Raw genomic sequence first — 17,063 nt, 5'->3', positions numbered from 1 at the left:
AATATAACTATGCCTTATATTGAAGATTTCCTTTCTGCAAAAGAAGAAGCGGAAATCGTAGAAGCTATTCGTATTGCTGAGCGTCATACATCTGGAGAAATTCGCGTACATATTGAGCAAAATTGTGCGACTGATGTTTATGAACGTGCACTAGATGTTTTTTATATTTTAAAAATGGACAATACTAAGCAACAGAATGGTGTACTTATTTATGTGGCTGTAGATAATAAATCCTTCGTTATTTTCGGTGATCAAGGCATCAACAATAGTGTTGGCGAAAACTTTTGGAATTCTACACGAGATAAGATTGGCTCGCAATTCAAATCTGGGCATTTCAAGCAAGGTATTATTGAAGGTATAAAAGAAGCCGGACAAGTTCTTTCTAGTCACTTTCCATGGGAACAGGGTGATAATGATGAATTAGATAATACAATTTCAAAAGGCTAATGCATATATTAAAACATATAGTGTTTAGGTTAGTCGTATTACTTTGCTTATTTAATACACTTAATATTTTTGGGCAATATAAAATTCCTCCAAGACCAACAAATCCAGATGATATAAAGAAAAATTATGTTGTTTATGATGAAATTAAATTATTAACAGTTTTAGAAAAAGAACAGCTAAGACAAAAATTAATACGCTATTCAGACACGACTTCAACACAAATGGTTGTTGGAATTATCAGCTCAACACAAGGTGAATATATAAATTATCTCGGAGCACAATGGGGTGAGAAATGGGGAATTGGCCAATCAAATAAGGATAACGGTATTTTTATACTTCTGGCAAAAGATGATCGCAAAATTGGTATTAGCACTGGTAAAGGAGTGGAGCATTTGTTGACCGACGCAATGAGTAAACGTATTATCGATAGAGATATCATTCCGTTTTTTAAACAGAATGATTATTATGGTGGCCTTAACAGAGCTTCTGATGCTATATTTGAGGTAATGAGTGGTGAGTATCAAGGCACAAGGCAAAATGGGGTTAGATTTCCTTTTGAAATTTTTATTTTTCTGTTCATAATATTCATCATTTTTATAATCGCCATTTCTAAAAATCGAAGAGGTGGAGGAAGAGGTGGAAATCGTCGCAATGACTCAGACAGTAGAAGTCTCTTAGAAGCCATAATCCTAAGTAACATGGGACGTGGGAGTTATTCCAGAGGCTCATCTTCTGGCGGAGGTGGGTTTGGAGGCGGATTCGGTGGTGGAAGCTTTGGAGGTGGTGGAGCTTCAGGAGGTTGGTAATTCAGAACCTTGAATAGATTCTTTCAATATTAACATGTATTAATGTCAGTAAAACTTAAACTTAAGATCATTTGTTTGTTGATTCTGTTTTCGAATTGTAAAAACAAAACAGCTTCAAATTTATCTTTGTCAAATAATATTCCACCAAATAAATCTCAAGCTATTGTTGTAGATAAGGCCAATTTATTTTCTAAAATTCAAAATGATTCATTGACATTAAAAATAATGGCTTATGAGAAAGAAACAACTAATGAAATAGGCTTACTAACTATTGATTCATTAACTAGTGGTGAAAATATTCAATATTTCGGAACACAAGTCGCCAATACTTGGGGAATTGGAAAGCGAGAAAAGAATAATGGCTTGTTAATCACTATGTCAAAATATGACAAAAAAATATCAATCAGCACAGGTTTAGGTACTGAAAAAACAATCTCTGATTACGAGTGTAAAGTTATCATTGATAATATAATGGTTCCAAATTTTCAAAATGGCAGCTATTATGAAGGGGTAATAAAAGCACTTGATTCTTTGTTTATGCTTTGGGATTAAACCTAATCAAAAAAGATAACATCTCCACCTCTGGTTTCGCCTTTACTTCCTAAGCTATTGAATTTATAGCTAAAGCTTAGCATAAAATATTGCCTTAATACTGTACTTTGAGAATCTTCTATATAATCTTGTGTAGCTATTCGTCTTACATTTGTATTTTGATTTAACAAATCATATACTTTTAAAGTTATAACTCCTTTATCTTTTAATACAGAATAAGCTAATGTTGAATTCCAAAACCAAGCAGATTTTTGAAAACCTTCTGCCACATTTGGATTGTAATTAAAATTAACATCGTTTCTCCATTCTAATTTTTTTGGTAAAAATGTGGCCGTTCTTATTCCTGCATTATGCCTAGTAAATTCTCTATCTTCAAAAGAGTCAATATCAAAAGCATTATTAGTAAAGTTAAGCTCGTAATACGGCTTAATTTCCATCACCTTATTCCAAATAAAATCAACACCAAGACGCGGAGATATGGTCTTTACATTATTAGCATATTTAATATCATTATTAAAATTTATGTTTTCTGAAAAATTATAACGTGCTCTCATACTTAATCTCAAAGAACGTAGCGTATCTATTTTAACCTCTTTAGAATAGCTACCAGAAACCCCATAACTATAATTACCATCTACATTTTCATACGTTGTTGTTCTTGTTAATGTTTCTGGATCAACTACGGTTTTAGAAATGACTTGATTATTTGTGAAATTGGCATTTACATTACCATAAAACCCTGTGCGTTTTTGCCAATCAAAGGCATTATATCCTCCATAAAAAGTATGTCTATTAGATGGCCCCAGATTTGGATTACCGATAACTGTTCTCAAAGGGTCTGACACATCAGTAAACGCTTGTAATTGTCTTATTCCTGGTGGATTATTTCTTAAGCGATAATTAGCATAAATTGAAGATTTTTGGCTAAACCTATAATTAATTCTATAGCTCGCCTCAATATTTTTAAATTGGCGCTCTACATTAAATTGAGATCTTAATAAATCGTCATTTTTAAGTGTTCTAATGTTATAACCTATATTAAATCGTGTTGACCATTTTTCTCCTCTATATGTTAATCCAAAAGTAGGAATGCTTCTTGAATCTCTATACTCAAAATCTGTACTTAAATCTGTATTAAAGTCTGTGAAATCTTGAGTGCTTTCATTAAAATCGAACGTACTCGCTCTGTTATTATCTTTATCTAAGGCATATTCATACTCAAAGTTTAAAAAGAATTTTTTAGCAATTATGGGTAATCTATATGTTAATTCTGTCGTTATATTATAACTACTATTTTTACTATCCGTAAATTGATCTCTAACAATAAGATCTGGATTATCACCAAATATTTCGGCTGTAGAATTTAAAAAATCATCACTCTCTTGTTGACTAACTCCAGTTTGTAATTGCACTCTAAAGAAAGCCCCTTTATTACCAAAGCGTTTTGTAGCAGAAATCTCATTAACAAATTCTCTAGCAGAATTTTCAACTTCAGAATCTACTTCTGATTGGTTGGTTAATACTAAATCTTCATCTAAAGTTTCATCATTACTCCTAAAACGTGTTCTAGATTTAGAGTAGTTAAAAGAGGGTTCAATATTTAATTGAAATGTAGAATCTGTTTCTATTTCAAATTCAAGATTGGCTGAATGACTATCGGTATCCGTTAAATTTGTTGAATTTGAATTCGTAAAAAATCTAGAATCCGCTAAAATCGTTTCTCGTTCCGATGATGTTTCGTTTTCAGAATTGCTAGATGAATAAAAATAATCTGAAGCTATTTCTGTCTTCTCACCTATCTTATCTGCATAGTTCATACCAGCATTTTGTGATGCTGTAATACCTTGACCACCTCCAAATGATCTACCACCAACAGCAAAAGTACCGTTACTATTAAAACTAATTCCACCACTATTACCAAACATTTTAGAGATTTCTCCAAAGCTAAAACCTGGTGTATTCGTATTATTTCCTCCTGCAAGAATACTTATTCTTCTATCGTTATCAAATAAATTAACCATTCCTGCAAACTCATAACGTTCATCTGTACCAGCACCTGCGGAAACTCTACCAAATACTCCTTTATTGTTTTCTTCTTTTATCGTTAGATTAATGGTTTTGTTTTCTTTATCACCAACCTCACCTGTAAAAGCTTCAGCCTTGGTTTTTGTATCCACAATCTGAATTTTTTCTATAATATCCTTTGTTAAATTTTTAGTTGTTATGGTTGGGTCGTTTCCAAAAAAGGGCTTACCATTAACTAATATTTTATTAACACTTTTCCCATTAACGGTTATCGCTCCTGCTTCATCAACTTCAACACCTGGAAGAAGTTTAAGTAAGTCTTCGACGTTAGCATCCTTTTTAGTTTTAAAGGACTTAACATTAAACTCTAAAGTATCTTTTTTAATTGTTATTGGAGCTGTAGATTTTACTAAAACCTCTCCTAAGGTATTATCGTCAATTTGAAGACTAATTGTTTTTAAATCTATCTTTTCTTTATCAATAGGCAATAGTTTAAAATAAGTTTTATAACCTACATAGGAGATAAAGAAGTTTAAATTCGCATCGTAGGTTGTACTTTCTAACTTAAACTTCCCTTCTTTATCAGAAATCGTATAGGAAACAACACTGCTATCTTTAACACGTTCTAAATATATAGTTGCAGACTCTAATGGTGTTTTGGTGTCTTCTGCGGTAAGCCTTCCAGTAATTTCGAATGATTTTTCTTGAGAAAACGAATATAATGCAAAGAGTAATGTAAAAACTAAACATAGTTTCTTCATATTGATTTGATTGATGGTTAAATAAATAGCTAATAACTAGAACGCAAGTAACTAAGAATTCGTATGAATTTTCTTAAAAGAATTATAAAATTATCTTTTTAACGTAAAGTGACCTTTAAAGGTCCTACCATCCAGTAAACTTGCAATAAACCAATAATCATCAGTTGGTAAAATGTCACCATTGTAAGAACCGTCCCATTTTGGTTTATTTGAATTCAGTACTGTAATCAATTTTCCATAACGATTAAATATCTCTACACTAGCAGTCAAAGGAAATTGAGAGGAAAATCCAGAAATTTGCCACGTATCGTTTTCTGTATCACCATTGGGAGTAAAGAATTTTGGGAAGCCTAGAATAGAAATATCTTCAGAAACAATACCACAATCTGCTTTTATGTCCTTTATAAAAACAGTGTGAATACCAGCAGAAACATTTTCAAAACTATTTGATTCTTGATAAATTCCGTTTTCATCATCTAGAGCGTAAACGTAGTCTCCTTCACCACTAACCAAAATAGTTATTGTATTATTCTCTGATATATCAGTGACTTCGATAGTTTCTATAGTAGCAGAACTGGACGGCAAAACTGAAATCGTTCTTCTATTGGTACAACCAGCAGGTCTAGTTACAAAAACAGTATAAGTACCTATTTCATTAATATCTATATTTATAGTAGTTTCACCCGTTGACCAATCATAAGCATAATTATTTGGTATATCATCAATAATTCCACCATCTAAAGATATGGTTTCTGGAAATCCATTTAAGCAATAATAGATTTCTTCGTATTGCGAAAGGTTTGGAATATCTTTCACTGATAAATTAACTTCATTTATAGAATAGCAGTTATCATCTATATCAACTCGTGCATAAACTACTTGATTGTATTGCTCTTCATTAAAATACTCACCTATTATTTCATTTGTTCTTAAAAGCGCATCATTATATGACACGTAATAAGCTACTGATGCATTTACAGGTGAACTACTAAGTATTTGATTGTCAGCTTGAGTTAGGTCGAAGAACACAAAACCATCTACAACAAAATCATCACATACTTCGAGACTTGCAGTAATACCATCTGACGTATTAACTTGTAACGTTACTTCCGAAACAGCAAAGCAACTTGTGATATCATCAAATACATATGCATATATGACCTGGTTATTATTAGTATTTATATAATTAGTTGCATCAATTGGATTTTCTAATAAAGGGTCTTCAAAAAAGAAAACATCCCAAATAGGTATTACGAATCCATCTGGACGTCTAATAATATCATCTGTGTAGTTACTAAGGTTAAAAGTTGATAATCCATCACTAATCGCATCATCACATTGAATTATAGTTATATTATTAGCTATTGGAGAATCAAATACATTTATAGTTACAGCTATACGATTGCTTTGAGTACAACCACTAAATAGAGGTTCTAACCAAAATGTTGTTGTTTCATCTAAATTACTTTCATAAGAAAGACCTGAATTAATAACTTCTGTAGATGTAGAGGATGCATACCAAAGCACCATATCTGTGTTTGTTGTTAATGATATCTGGGTAGAACCATTATCGCAAATATTATTACTAGCTATGTCTAACTTTGGAGTTACGATAACTGTACTTGCAGATACATTAATATCAGGATCATCAGGCATACCACCGAACTCTACCAAATAGCCTTTTGGATGATAAGGGCTTGCTGAATTTGGTTCACCTGTTACTGGTAAATCATTCCATGAGCCTAGAATCCCTATACTTGGATCGGTAATATGAGCATAGTTTTCGCCACCACAACAATTATTTGGTTCATTAGTATTCCAAAATGAAAACATACCATCTGGTGCACTTCCGTTTGAGACGCCATTCCAAAATATTTGACCAGCTTCTGGTCCTGTTTCCCATATCCAAACACCTTCACTTGTCTGATCAGAGGCACCGATCCAACCAGTTCCAGTGCTTTGTTCACCAGTTAATTGTACTTCTTCTTGTGTTGTAATGGTTGCTAAATAACCTTGTAATCCGAAATAAGTTTGAGCAGCAGCGGCAGTTTTTGCTTCTGACCAAGTTATACCCAAATCTTGGACATAAAAATAATAATGTCCTGTGACAGGAAGAAAATTTGCTTCTCCCAAATTAATTGAAAAGAACTTATCCTGAGTAAAATTACTTTGAGTCGTTTGAAATTTAACATCAGCTATAGCACTTTCAAATTCAGCATAAGAAGCAGGACCAGATAGTGTTAACTGACCTTCACTTATAGACCATGAAGGAGTAATATTTGGATGTGAACCATCAAGAAACAAAAAATCTCGTCCTATTGAATAACCTGTAGCTATTTGAATATAGATAACATCTAAAGCACCTTCGCCATTGGAAATGCTAATATCGGTCACAACAGACATTGCAGTTTCACTACAGAAAAATTGATCGCCTTCCGCAACAATTTGCGGAGGACTTTGAGCGTAACCTAAACTAAAAATTAGAGTACAAAAAAGAGAGACTAAAATTGTTTTTAATCTTACCATAGCAAGACTAAAAGTACTATTTTTTTCTGATATACACACTGACTGGAACACCATTAAAATCGAAATGATCTCTTAATTGATTTTCTAAAAATCGTTTATAAGGGTCCTTAACATATTGCGGTAAATTACAGAAAAAAGCAAACTGCGGTTGCGGAGTTGGCAACTGCATAATGTATTTTATTTTTACAAATTTACCTTTATAAGCTGGAGGTGGTTGGTGCTCAATTATTGGTAATAAGGTATCATTTAGAACACTTGTTTTAATACGCTTCGTTCTATTTTTATAGACCTCGACAGCAGTTTCTATAGCCTTAAAAATACGTTGCTTATTCAATACCGAAATAAAAACAATAGGAACATCTGTAAAAGGAGCTATTTGACTACGAATGTGTTTTTCAAATTCTTTAGCCGTTTTGGTCTCTTTTTCTATTAAATCCCATTTATTAACTAAGATTACGATACCTTTTCTGTTGCGTTCTGCCAACCAAAATATATTTTGTACCTGACCATCAAAACCACGTGTAGCATCTAAAACAACTAGACACACATCACAGTGTTCTATAGCTCTAACACTTCGCATTACAGAATAAAACTCTAAATCTTCTTTAACTTTTGCTTTACGACGAATACCAGCCGTATCCACTAAATTAAACTCAAAACCAAAACGGTTGTACTTAGTATCTATAGAATCTCTTGTAGTACCTGCAATATCTGTAACAATGTAGCGATCTTCACCTATTAAGGCATTAATAAATGATGATTTACCGGCATTTGGTCGCCCTACAACAGCAAACCTAGGTAATTCTTCTTCTTCAACCTCTTCAACTTCTGGTAAAGCCTCAACAACAGCATCTAACAAATCACCTGTACCACTTCCGTTAATACTTGCTACAGTAAAATAATCTCCTAATCCGAGAGAATAGAACTCTACAGCATCTTCAGCACGTTTATTATTATCTACTTTATTTACCACTAAAAAGACAGGCTTCTTCACTTTACGAAGTAGGTTAGCAACATCTTGATCCATGCCAGTAATACCAGATTCTACATCTACCATAAAAATAATGGCATCTGCTTCATCAATAGCAAGCTCAACTTGTTTATCTATTTCAGCTTCAAAAACATCATCACTACCTACAACATAACCTCCTGTGTCTATTAAGGAAAATTCTTTTCCATTCCAGTCTGTTTTTCCATAATGACGATCTCTTGTAACACCACTAACAGCATCTACAATAGCCTCTCGTCTTTTAATTAAACGATTAAAAAACGTTGACTTTCCAACATTTGGTCTTCCTACAACAGCAACTATATTTCCCATATTCTTATATTTAATCTGCATTACATATCCCGTAAGCGTTTGCAAAGGTAGTGTTTAATCTTAGAAATAGATTAAAAGAAAATATGTAAATTGAAGTCAGTTACAATGCATTATGGAGCTTTCTAATGAAATCGATTTAAGACCACGTTTTAAGTTTGACATAGATACCGTCAATGAAAAACTTTTAAAAGAATTTGAAAAAACTAAAACCTCCCAATCAGATTTTATTGTTTCGAGGATAGATGACCACGTATTTATAAAATTCCCGAAGCAATCTTAACATTTTTGGTCACCTCAATTGCATTTAGAGATTAACGAAAAAAACAATAAAAGTGCAACTGTTCATGGGCTTTATGGGCCTAATCCAACCGTCTGGACTATGTTTATGTTTTTTCACTTTATAGTAGCAGGTCTTTTTATTTGTTTCGGAATATGGACATATACCAATGTAACTTTAGGAAATTCTTATTCAATACAATTATTACTAACATTTTTTATGGTATTAATTTGGTTTGTACTATACATTGCAGGAAGAATGGTTAAAACTAAAGGGAAACCAGAAATGTATAAACTACAAAGATTTATGAAAGACACGCTTAGAAGTTACCGTTGATTATAACCAAAACGTCTCAACTGTCTTTCGTTACTTCTCCAGTTTTTATTCACCTTAACATATAATTCTAAATGTACCTGTTTTCCGAAGAATTTTTCTAAGTCCTTTCGAGCTTCTACACCTACTCTTTTTAAAGCAGAACCTTTATGACCAATAATAATTCCTTTTTGGGTTTCGCGCTCTACCATAATTACCGAACGCATTCTTATAATAGTGTCTTCCTCAAAAAACTCTTCAGTATCTACCTCAACTGCATAAGGGATTTCTTTTTTGTAGTGCATTAAGATTTTTTCTCTAATAGCTTCATTAACAAAAAATCGTTCTGGTTTGTCTGTTAGTTGATCTTTAGGATAAAATGCTGGAGATTCTGGTAATAATTCTATAATTCTATCAAATACATTCTGAACATTAAAGCCGTTTAAAGCCGAAATAGGATAAAACTCCGCATTTGGCACTTTGCTTTGCCAAAGTTCAGCCTGTTCTTCTAATTGTTCTTGATTAGAGTTATCAATCTTATTTAAGAGTAGTAAAACTGGAATTTTTGAATTAGTGATTTTTTTAAAAAATGCTTCATCTTTAAGCTCTTTTTCTCCAATCTCAACCATATAAATCAACACATCTGCATCCTCAAAAGCTGACTTTACAAAGTCCATCATTGAAGCTTGTAACTCATACGCTGGTTTTATTATTCCTGGTGTATCGCTTAAAATAACCTGAAAATCTTCACCATTTACAACACCAAGTATTCTATGTCTTGTGGTTTGTGCCTTAGATGTAATTATAGATAATTTTTCACCTATAAATGCATTCATCAACGTGGACTTACCAACGTTAGGATTACCAATAATATTTACAAAACCTGCTTTGTGCATACAATATAATTTATTGCAAAGTTACGACCTTGGTTTGTTAATTCCTCTATCATACATCACAATACTGCCAGCAACAGAAACATTAAGACTTAAATGCGATTGAAATTTTACTAAAAAATGACTCTTATCAATAGCTTGTTTTGATAAACCATGGTCTTCAGCACCTAACAAGTAGACACAGCGTCTTGGATGATTAAATGTTTCTAAAGACTCAGCGTTTTCTGTTAGCTCTACTCCAACTAATCGTGCGCCTTTTGGTAAATTATTAAAAAAATCATCAAATGTGTCATAATGAAAATAGGGCATTGATTTCACTGCATTGTGAGTATCTGATGCTTGCTTAGCATACCGATTTCCTATAGTAAAAATAAAACTAGCTCCAAGGTTTTGAGCGGATCTCCATAATACACCGAGATTCTTAGGTGTTTTACTATTTTGGATACCTATTCCAAAGAATTCATTTGTTAAGTTATCATTCATTGCATAAAACTAAAAAAGTCTTTCATTAAATGAAAGACTTTTCTTTGTAGCGGAAACTAGACTCGAACCAGTGACCTTCGGGTTATGAGTTCGAAGGTTGAAACTTCAACTCCCTATTTATAAGCTTTCCCAGCTATTAATTTTACAAAAACGTTTGCACTTACGTATGCAAATCGTATGCAGTTTGATGTTGTGGTTAAACATTACATCTTTTAATTCAAAAAAAAATATATATCTATTTCGACATGTAATCCTGCCATTTTATGAGCACCAATTTCTCTATGTTGCGTTCAGTTCTTTTCAGAAACCCATATTCGTAGACAAACAGATAAACATCTCCCTTTTTGTTCTTCCAATAATGAGTAAAGAAATTTGGGTCAAACCCATCTTTAATCAAGATCGTTTTTCTGATAACAGCCTTTCCTGCTTTATTGTACTCTTTTAATATTCTGCGGTTCATCCTTAATTGGTTGTCCACCTTATTGTAAAATCGTTCTGGTTCTTCTTTGGCTTTTTGATACTGTTGAGAGCTCTTGCAAAGTGAATCGCAGTACTTTTTATCCGATCTTCCCTTTAGTTCTTTGCCACAATTCAGGCAATTTTGATATAATCTTCTCATTTTTTTTAACTTAAGTGTATATTATTCGAAAGCTATTCGAATAAAGTACGGTTAAGTTTTTAAAATTATATAATTTGACAAAAAAAAGATGGAACTCAATAAAAGTATAACTCTAAAACATCTTCTGATAAATCAGAATAAATGCATTGGTATCCAGTTCAATTCTGATAAGGTTCTCCAGGCTCTCACAGAAGGTCTTCCGAATATATCATGGAGTGGTGAGTTTGGTATGTACTATCTTCCTAATCTTAAAACTAATCTTGATCTAATATTCAAAACGTTTCATGGTGTAGCTTGGGTAAATGGTAACTACTTCTTTCAAGAAAAGGTTGTCAATGAGGATAATCCTGTAATTAAGCTCGACAAATATAGGAAACGGAATCTTGAGAAAGGATATAGAGGCTGTCCTGAGTCTTACCTTCTTAAACTTGAACTAAAAAGATATTCGGCAAATACCGTTAAAAATTATGTATCGAGCTTTGAGTCGTTTATTAACTATTACAAGGATAAAGAACTTAGCGAAATTAACGATCTGGACATAAGGAAATACCTTCAGCTTCTTATTAAGGATGGTCTTTCTAATTCGCAGGTGAATCTTTCAATCAATAGCATAAAATTCTATTATGAAACCGTACTTGGTATGCCAAACCGTTTTTACTCTATTGAGAGACCAAGAAAAAAGAAGTTGCTTCCTGATGTCCTATCAAAAGAAGAGATTTTACGTATAATCGATTGCACCAATAATATAAAACACAAATGCATCGTAGGACTACTCTACTCTTCTGGGCTTCGACGCAGTGAAATCTTAAATCTCGAGACAAAGGATATTGATAGTAAGCGTATGGTGATTACCGTAAAAAGTGCAAAAGGCAATAAAGATAGGATTACGGTTTTGAGTCCTAATCTTTTGAAAGACCTAAGGATTTATTATAAAAAATATCGACCTGAAAATTATCTTTTTGAAGGTCAAATGCGAGGAAAATATAGTGCCTCTAGTGTTCTAAATATCGTGAAATCTGCAGCTAGAAAGGCGGGAATCCATAAAAAAGTGACACCACATATGCTCAGGCACAGTTTCGCCACCCATCTTCTGGAAAACGGAACCGATCTTAGACATATCCAATTGCTTATGGGACACAGTTCTACTAAAACAACAGAAATATATACCCATGTTGCAAACAGTACCTTTTCGGGTATAAAAGATTTGTTATCTTAGTCAACATATAATGTGGATATAGTTAATACGTATATCCAATTGTTGCCAGTAATTTAAAAATCATTCCGTAAAAATCAACATTCTACTAACAAAATTTATGAAAGGAAAAAAATTACACGAAAATTTACATCAATTTATTAGACATATTGATTCGATAAAAGACACGTATCCAATGACTTTATTACTTCTAAATCCTTACCAAAAAAGGGCTAACGAAAAAAGAGTCAAGTTTATGAAAGAAAATGTTGAAGAGGTAGAAGATGAAAAAGGAAAAAAAGCATTTGCAATCGATTATGAAAAACATAGATTGTATGAAAACCTTACCAAAAATGCTGAAACGTCGCTTTTAGCAGCAAAAATAATTCCAGAAAGTTTATTTGTCTCTTTAATATCTCAATACGATGCTTTTTTAAATCGCTTATTAAGAATTTTATTTGAATTACAACCAGAATACTTAAATAACTCTGAAAGAACAATAAATTTCTCGCAATTAGTGGAATTTGATTCTATTGGAGATGCTCGTGAATATGTTATTGAAAAAGAAGTAGAAACTGTATTAAGAAAAAGTCATAGTGCTCATTTTGAATATTTAGAATCTAAATTATCAATGACATTAAGAAAGAAATTACCAATATGGCAGAAATTTATTGAAATTACCGAAAGAAGAAACTTATTTGTCCATTGTGATGGAATTGTTTCTTCACAATACGTAAAAGTCTGTAACGAAAATAAATGTGAAATTGGAGATATTAAAGTCAATGAAAAACTATCAGTCCCATTAGATTACTTTAATGAATCTTATCAATGTTTATATGAAATAGCAACAAAATTAACTCATACTCTTTGGAGAAAGTTAATAAAAGAGGATTTAGAATCCGCAGACGATAAATTGAATGAAACTTGTTATGAATTAATGACAAACAAACAATACAAGTTAGCCGATATAATGCTTGATTTCTCTTGTTCTCAAACAAAACACTTCAATGATTCAATAAGTAATGTCTTTACTGTAAACAAATCACTGTCAAAATATCTTCAAAAAGATAAAAAGAAAGCGAAAGAAATTATTAACTCAAAAGATTGGAGTGCAAGTAGTGATAATTTCAAATTAGCGCATTTGACTTTAAATGATGATTTTGAGGAATGTTTTGCTTTAATGAAGAAAATAGGTTCTGATGGACAGGTTAATAAAGAAAATTATATGACTTGGCCTTTATTCACTGAATTAAGAAAAACTGAAGAGTTTAAGAATATTTTTAAAGATTTATTTGGAGAAGAATATACTGTACTCGAAATACCTGAAAAACCTCTTGAAGAATTGATTGTAGAAAGAGCAAAAGTTATTTCTAAACAGAAAAAGAAAACAATCAAAAAGGATATTACGAAAAAGGAAATAATAGATAAATAAAAAACTACTGGCAACACCGTGTATAATTAATGGCTAGTTCTCGCCTACTTATGAAAATCCTCGCGGATTTTCTATTCGGTTTTTATTTACTAAATTAAGTGCTTGAAAACGCCACAAATCATACACAAACACGTTAGCTGCAACCTAAAAAAACGAAATGAAATATTTAATTAAGAAAGCATTCTTACTGATTTTAACTTTGATAGTTGCTTCTTGCGATGGACAGAATAAAAAAAAGAACGAGAAAGATATTTCAAGCCAAATAATAGAAAATGAAAGTATTATCAAAATTCCACTTCCCGAAAAAGGATTTTATTGTGGATTAACAGATAGTAAAGGAAACTTATGGTTTGGAAGCAGAGGAAACGGAGTTTTTAAGTACGATGGCGAATCAGTTAAAAACTACACAACAGATAATGGGCTATGCGAAAATGACATATCCTGTATTACCGAAGATACAGAAGGAAATTTATGGTTTGGTACAACAAGTGGAATTTGCAAATTTGATGGACAAACATTTTCACATTTAGACATTCCAAAACAAAGCAGTTCCAGCAATTGGCTTGATAAAATGTACCCAATTATAAATCCAAATCAGGTAATGTCAATTTTGGAAGATTCAAAAGGAAATTTTTGGTTCGGAACTAATGGTCAAGGTGTTTATAAATATGATGGAAAATCATTTACCCAACACTTATCAAATATTGGTAAAGTATACGAAGATAGCTTGCAACATAATATCGTTTTGAGTATTATTGAGGACTTAAAAGGCAACATTTGGTTTACATCTTTAAGTCACGGTGGCGTAAGCGTTTTTGACGGAGAAAAGTTCACTCATTACGATAAAGAATTAAGTGATAACTTCGTAAGAGTTGCATTCTGTGACAAAAATCGAAACATTTGGATTGGTACACACGGAAGTCGAGATGGTGGACTTGACAAATATGATGGTAAAAAATTTACTTCTTATTATAAAACCAAAGACGGGTTTGAGAACAATAATGTCCGTTGGATTTACCAAGACAAATTGGGTAAACTTTGGTTAGGCAGTGGAATAACAGAATTATCAACTTTTGACGGAAATCATTTTACGGCATTCCAAGACGAAAAAGGAAAAACTTATGATAGGATTTTATTTATAATTGGAGATTCCAAAGAAAATATTTGGTTTGGAGGCAAGAATGGACTTTGGAAATTTAACGGGAAAAAAGTAACCGAAATGACTACTTCTTGAATAAAAAAGGTAGCAGCTAACATTGGCTATAGACAATTGGGGTGAAAGTGATAAAACGAAACTATAAATAAAAAACAAAGTTCGGTACTAAATCGAAAAGTTGGGGCATAAAATCCCCAACTGTTCATAGCCGAGACCGTTGTGCTTCATTATCCAAAACTTGAGTGAATTAATTGTCCTACCTTTCGAGAAACAGCTAACCAATGATAAAATTTTTTAGAAAAATTAGACAAAACTTACTTTCAGAAGGTAAAACTGGAAAGTATTTCAAATATGCTATCGGTGAAATTGTACTCGTTATGATTGGTATTCTACTTGCGTTACAAGTGAGTAATTGGAATGACAAACGCTTAGAAAAACTAACCTTAAAAAGCACGTATGAAATTATCGCTGAAGATTTAAAAAATGATATTGCCGACATTAATCTCATATTAAAATCGAAAAAAGAAGCAGAACCTGTTTTTAATAAAGTATTGGATGGTTTAATGACCAAAGAAGATTATGAAAATTGCGCTGGATGTGAATACCTCATAATTGGTAGTCCTGACCTCATAATTGAAAAACGCGGCTATAATCTCTTAAATAGTTTTAGCTCTTCGAAAATAAGCATGGACAGTTTAACAATTAAAATTGTACAATTTTACACAAAACAACTTACCAAAATTACGGTTGACGATGACTTAAGAGCAAAGGATATTGCAAATAATGTTAATGATTGGAAGAACAATTATAAGTGGTATTCAGATTATATAACCGCCCGTAATAATAATGGATTTATAGAATATGCATTAAATAATCACGATTATACTAATAGAGTAGCAAATTATTATTTGATAAATTACACGATTTACATCCCGAAACTAGAAAATTTTAATTCGGAAGCACAGGTCATTCTAAAACAATTAGAAGAGAAATTAAAAGAATAAAAATAACGAAAGCACAACACCGTTTATAATTCATCACTAGTACTCGTTTAATTAAGAAAATTGCTTACGCCAGTTCGCTTCGCTCGTGTCTAGCGGACTTTCTATTCGGTTTGTATTTGCTAATTTAGTTGCTGAAACACGCAACGAAATCATACACAGACCGTTGTGCTTCATTATTACAAATCGCTAACCAATGATAAAATTCTTTAGAAAAATTAGACAAAGCCTGCTAATGGAAAACAAAACAGGTAAATACTTCAAATACGCCATTGGCGAAATCATCCTTGTGGTTATTGGTATTTTAATCGCTCTACAAATTAATAATTGGAACGCTAACAAAGCCAATGAAAAACAAGCCTATAACCAATTGTTAGAAGTCCAAAAAGAAGTCCTTAACAATATTGTAGCGTTTGATGAAACAGGTACTTATTATTTTCAAAAATTAAGCGATGTAAGACGTGTATTTTCTGATACGCTAACGATAGAAGATTACCAAAAAAGCAGAACCTTACGGAATATTATGACCACTTCTCGAACTATACTAACACAAAATGAGGCTTTTAACAAACTCGCAGAAAATGCCGATAATTTACCAGACCAATATAAACCGTTAGTAGTAGAATTAAAGAATCTTTATAACCATTCAAGATTTGAAAAGTCGCTTGCTAATTTAGGTATGTTAGATATTAAATACTTCGACTTTATATCAGAGTTTTCTGAATCAATGTATCGTGAGGATTATGACGCTTTTTATCAGTTTATGCTAACTAATAAAGGTTATAAAAATAAATTGGCAAGATTTAGCTGGACCCTAGATGATTTAGCATTAGCACTCGTAGATAAAAAATACAATGCCATTACAGTTTATAATCAAATGGTAGGACTTGGGTTTCCTAATAATGATAACGGTATACTAAAAACAATGTTCCAAGAGGTTACACCAAAAGTAGCAGAATCCTTCGTTGGCAATTACACAAATACCATTGATACCATTAGTATTGATTATAATAATAAAGAGTTTTTAGGGTACTATTCTAAATTTAAGTCATCTAATCAATTAAATATGAAAGATGCTACCACCTTAAATTTTGTTGGAGCCTATTTAGAATTTAATGACGATAAATCTGAATTTTACTTTTTAATGGAAGCAAACAAACCCGTTTTTAAAAGAATACCAGAAAATGATTAAATATTTAGATACTAAATAACGAAAGCACAACAACGTATATAGCTCATTGCGGCTGAATTCCTAATCGG

Annotated in this window: 15 protein-coding genes; 9 read left to right on the top strand and 6 right to left on the bottom strand. The window is 32.1% G+C overall.

Annotated elements, in window-relative coordinates; genetic code table 11:
* The first annotated feature begins 9 nt into the window (after positions 1–9).
* Genes WPG_RS10935 through WPG_RS10925 form a run of 3 tightly spaced genes read left to right on the top strand, consistent with a single transcriptional unit; the run spans position 10 to position 1,805 of the window.
* On the top strand, positions 10–447 hold the full coding sequence (locus tag WPG_RS10935) for a TPM domain-containing protein (protein ID WP_045472459.1): 438 nt from the start codon (positions 10–12) through the stop codon (positions 445–447).
* Positions 447–1,253, top strand: coding sequence for a TPM domain-containing protein (locus WPG_RS10930; protein ID WP_045472456.1), 807 nt, complete (start codon positions 447–449; stop codon positions 1,251–1,253). The genes WPG_RS10935 and WPG_RS10930 overlap by 1 nt, the downstream gene beginning before the upstream one ends.
* A 42-nt stretch (positions 1,254–1,295) precedes the next feature.
* Positions 1,296–1,805: a TPM domain-containing protein gene (locus WPG_RS10925; RefSeq protein ID WP_084221566.1), complete on the top strand. Its 510-nt coding sequence runs from the start codon at positions 1,296–1,298 to the stop codon at positions 1,803–1,805.
* 2 nt (positions 1,806–1,807) lie between these two features.
* On the opposite strand, the gene WPG_RS10920 is transcribed toward WPG_RS10925, so the two are convergent.
* The 3 genes from WPG_RS10920 to der form a co-directional block, all read right to left on the bottom strand.
* Positions 1,808–4,591, bottom strand: a complete 2,784-nt coding sequence (locus WPG_RS10920) for an outer membrane beta-barrel protein (protein ID WP_045472453.1) — start codon at positions 4,589–4,591, stop codon at positions 1,808–1,810.
* Positions 4,592–4,681: 90 nt separating this feature from the next.
* Positions 4,682–7,117: a T9SS type B sorting domain-containing protein gene (locus tag WPG_RS10915; protein ID WP_045475490.1), complete on the bottom strand. Its 2,436-nt coding sequence runs from the start codon at positions 7,115–7,117 to the stop codon at positions 4,682–4,684.
* A gap of 16 nt (positions 7,118–7,133) precedes the next feature.
* Positions 7,134–8,438 carry a ribosome biogenesis GTPase Der gene (der, locus tag WPG_RS10910; protein ID WP_045475488.1) on the bottom strand — a complete coding sequence of 435 codons (1,305 nt, stop codon included), beginning with the start codon at positions 8,436–8,438 and terminating at the stop codon, positions 7,134–7,136.
* Between the two features lie 298 nt (positions 8,439–8,736).
* On the opposite strand from der, the gene WPG_RS18625 reads away from it, so the two are divergent.
* A complete protein-coding gene (locus tag WPG_RS18625; protein ID WP_231850173.1) occupies positions 8,737–9,051 on the top strand; it encodes a GTP-binding protein in 315 nt (104 codons plus the stop codon).
* Here the strand turns inward: WPG_RS18625 and era are convergent.
* The 3 genes from era to WPG_RS18890 form a co-directional block, all read right to left on the bottom strand.
* Positions 9,042–9,923 (bottom strand): GTPase Era, encoded by an 882-nt coding sequence (gene era, locus WPG_RS10900; protein WP_045472450.1) that lies wholly within the window; start codon positions 9,921–9,923, stop codon positions 9,042–9,044. The genes WPG_RS18625 and era overlap by 10 nt on opposite strands.
* 21 nt (positions 9,924–9,944) lie before the next feature.
* Entirely contained in the window at positions 9,945–10,403 is a 459-nt protein-coding gene (locus tag WPG_RS10895; RefSeq protein WP_045472448.1) for an RNA methyltransferase, read from the bottom strand.
* 235 nt (positions 10,404–10,638) lie between these two features.
* Complete coding sequence (locus WPG_RS18890; RefSeq protein ID WP_316929937.1) at positions 10,639–10,863, bottom strand: hypothetical protein; 225 nt, start codon at positions 10,861–10,863, stop codon at positions 10,639–10,641.
* A gap of 247 nt (positions 10,864–11,110) precedes the next feature.
* Here WPG_RS18890 and xerA point away from each other — a divergent pair, with 247 nt between their 5' ends.
* The 5 genes from xerA (at position 11,111) to WPG_RS18060 (ending at position 16,995) form a co-directional block, all read left to right on the top strand.
* Entirely contained in the window at positions 11,111–12,238 is a 1,128-nt protein-coding gene (gene xerA, locus WPG_RS10885) for a site-specific tyrosine recombinase/integron integrase (protein WP_045472444.1), read from the top strand.
* 172 nt (positions 12,239–12,410) lie between these two features.
* On the top strand, positions 12,411–13,646 hold the full coding sequence (locus WPG_RS10880) for a hypothetical protein (RefSeq protein ID WP_144374458.1): 1,236 nt from the start codon (positions 12,411–12,413) through the stop codon (positions 13,644–13,646).
* Between the two features lie 157 nt (positions 13,647–13,803).
* Positions 13,804–14,880, top strand: coding sequence for a two-component regulator propeller domain-containing protein (locus WPG_RS10875; RefSeq protein WP_045472439.1), 1,077 nt, complete (start codon positions 13,804–13,806; stop codon positions 14,878–14,880).
* A 203-nt stretch (positions 14,881–15,083) separates the two neighbouring features.
* Positions 15,084–15,806: a DUF6090 family protein gene (locus WPG_RS17505; protein WP_052471239.1), complete on the top strand. Its 723-nt coding sequence runs from the start codon at positions 15,084–15,086 to the stop codon at positions 15,804–15,806.
* Between the two features lie 193 nt (positions 15,807–15,999).
* Entirely contained in the window at positions 16,000–16,995 is a 996-nt protein-coding gene (locus WPG_RS18060) for a DUF6090 family protein (RefSeq protein ID WP_144374457.1), read from the top strand.
* Positions 16,996–17,063: the final 68 nt, after the last annotated feature.

Origin of the sequence: Winogradskyella sp. PG-2 (assembly GCF_000828715.1) — a bacterium.
Classification (GTDB): Bacteria; Bacteroidota; Bacteroidia; order Flavobacteriales; family Flavobacteriaceae; genus Winogradskyella.
The sequence above is the reverse complement of the archived record's forward strand: the minus strand, read 5'-3'. Positions and strand labels throughout refer to the sequence as shown.

Coding starts and splice junctions, on each gene's coding strand:
- WPG_RS10875 (WP_045472439.1), top strand. CDS start 13,804: ATGAAATATTTAATTAAGAAAGCATTCTTACTGATTTTAACTTTGATA.
- WPG_RS10895 (WP_045472448.1), bottom strand. CDS start 10,403: ATGAATGATAACTTAACAAATGAATTCTTTGGAATAGGTATCCAAAAT.
- WPG_RS10920 (WP_045472453.1), bottom strand. CDS start 4,591: ATGAAGAAACTATGTTTAGTTTTTACATTACTCTTTGCATTATATTCG.
- WPG_RS10925 (WP_084221566.1), top strand. CDS start 1,296: ATGTCAGTAAAACTTAAACTTAAGATCATTTGTTTGTTGATTCTGTTT.
- WPG_RS10880 (WP_144374458.1), top strand. CDS start 12,411: ATGACTTTATTACTTCTAAATCCTTACCAAAAAAGGGCTAACGAAAAA.
- der (WP_045475488.1), bottom strand. CDS start 8,438: ATGGGAAATATAGTTGCTGTTGTAGGAAGACCAAATGTTGGAAAGTCA.
- WPG_RS17505 (WP_052471239.1), top strand. CDS start 15,084: ATGATAAAATTTTTTAGAAAAATTAGACAAAACTTACTTTCAGAAGGT.
- WPG_RS18890 (WP_316929937.1), bottom strand. CDS start 10,863: ATGAACCGCAGAATATTAAAAGAGTACAATAAAGCAGGAAAGGCTGTT.
- WPG_RS10935 (WP_045472459.1), top strand. CDS start 10: ATGCCTTATATTGAAGATTTCCTTTCTGCAAAAGAAGAAGCGGAAATC.
- WPG_RS18060 (WP_144374457.1), top strand. CDS start 16,000: ATGATAAAATTCTTTAGAAAAATTAGACAAAGCCTGCTAATGGAAAAC.
- WPG_RS10930 (WP_045472456.1), top strand. CDS start 447: ATGCATATATTAAAACATATAGTGTTTAGGTTAGTCGTATTACTTTGC.
- era (WP_045472450.1), bottom strand. CDS start 9,923: ATGCACAAAGCAGGTTTTGTAAATATTATTGGTAATCCTAACGTTGGT.
- WPG_RS10915 (WP_045475490.1), bottom strand. CDS start 7,117: ATGGTAAGATTAAAAACAATTTTAGTCTCTCTTTTTTGTACTCTAATT.
- xerA (WP_045472444.1), top strand. CDS start 11,111: ATGGAACTCAATAAAAGTATAACTCTAAAACATCTTCTGATAAATCAG.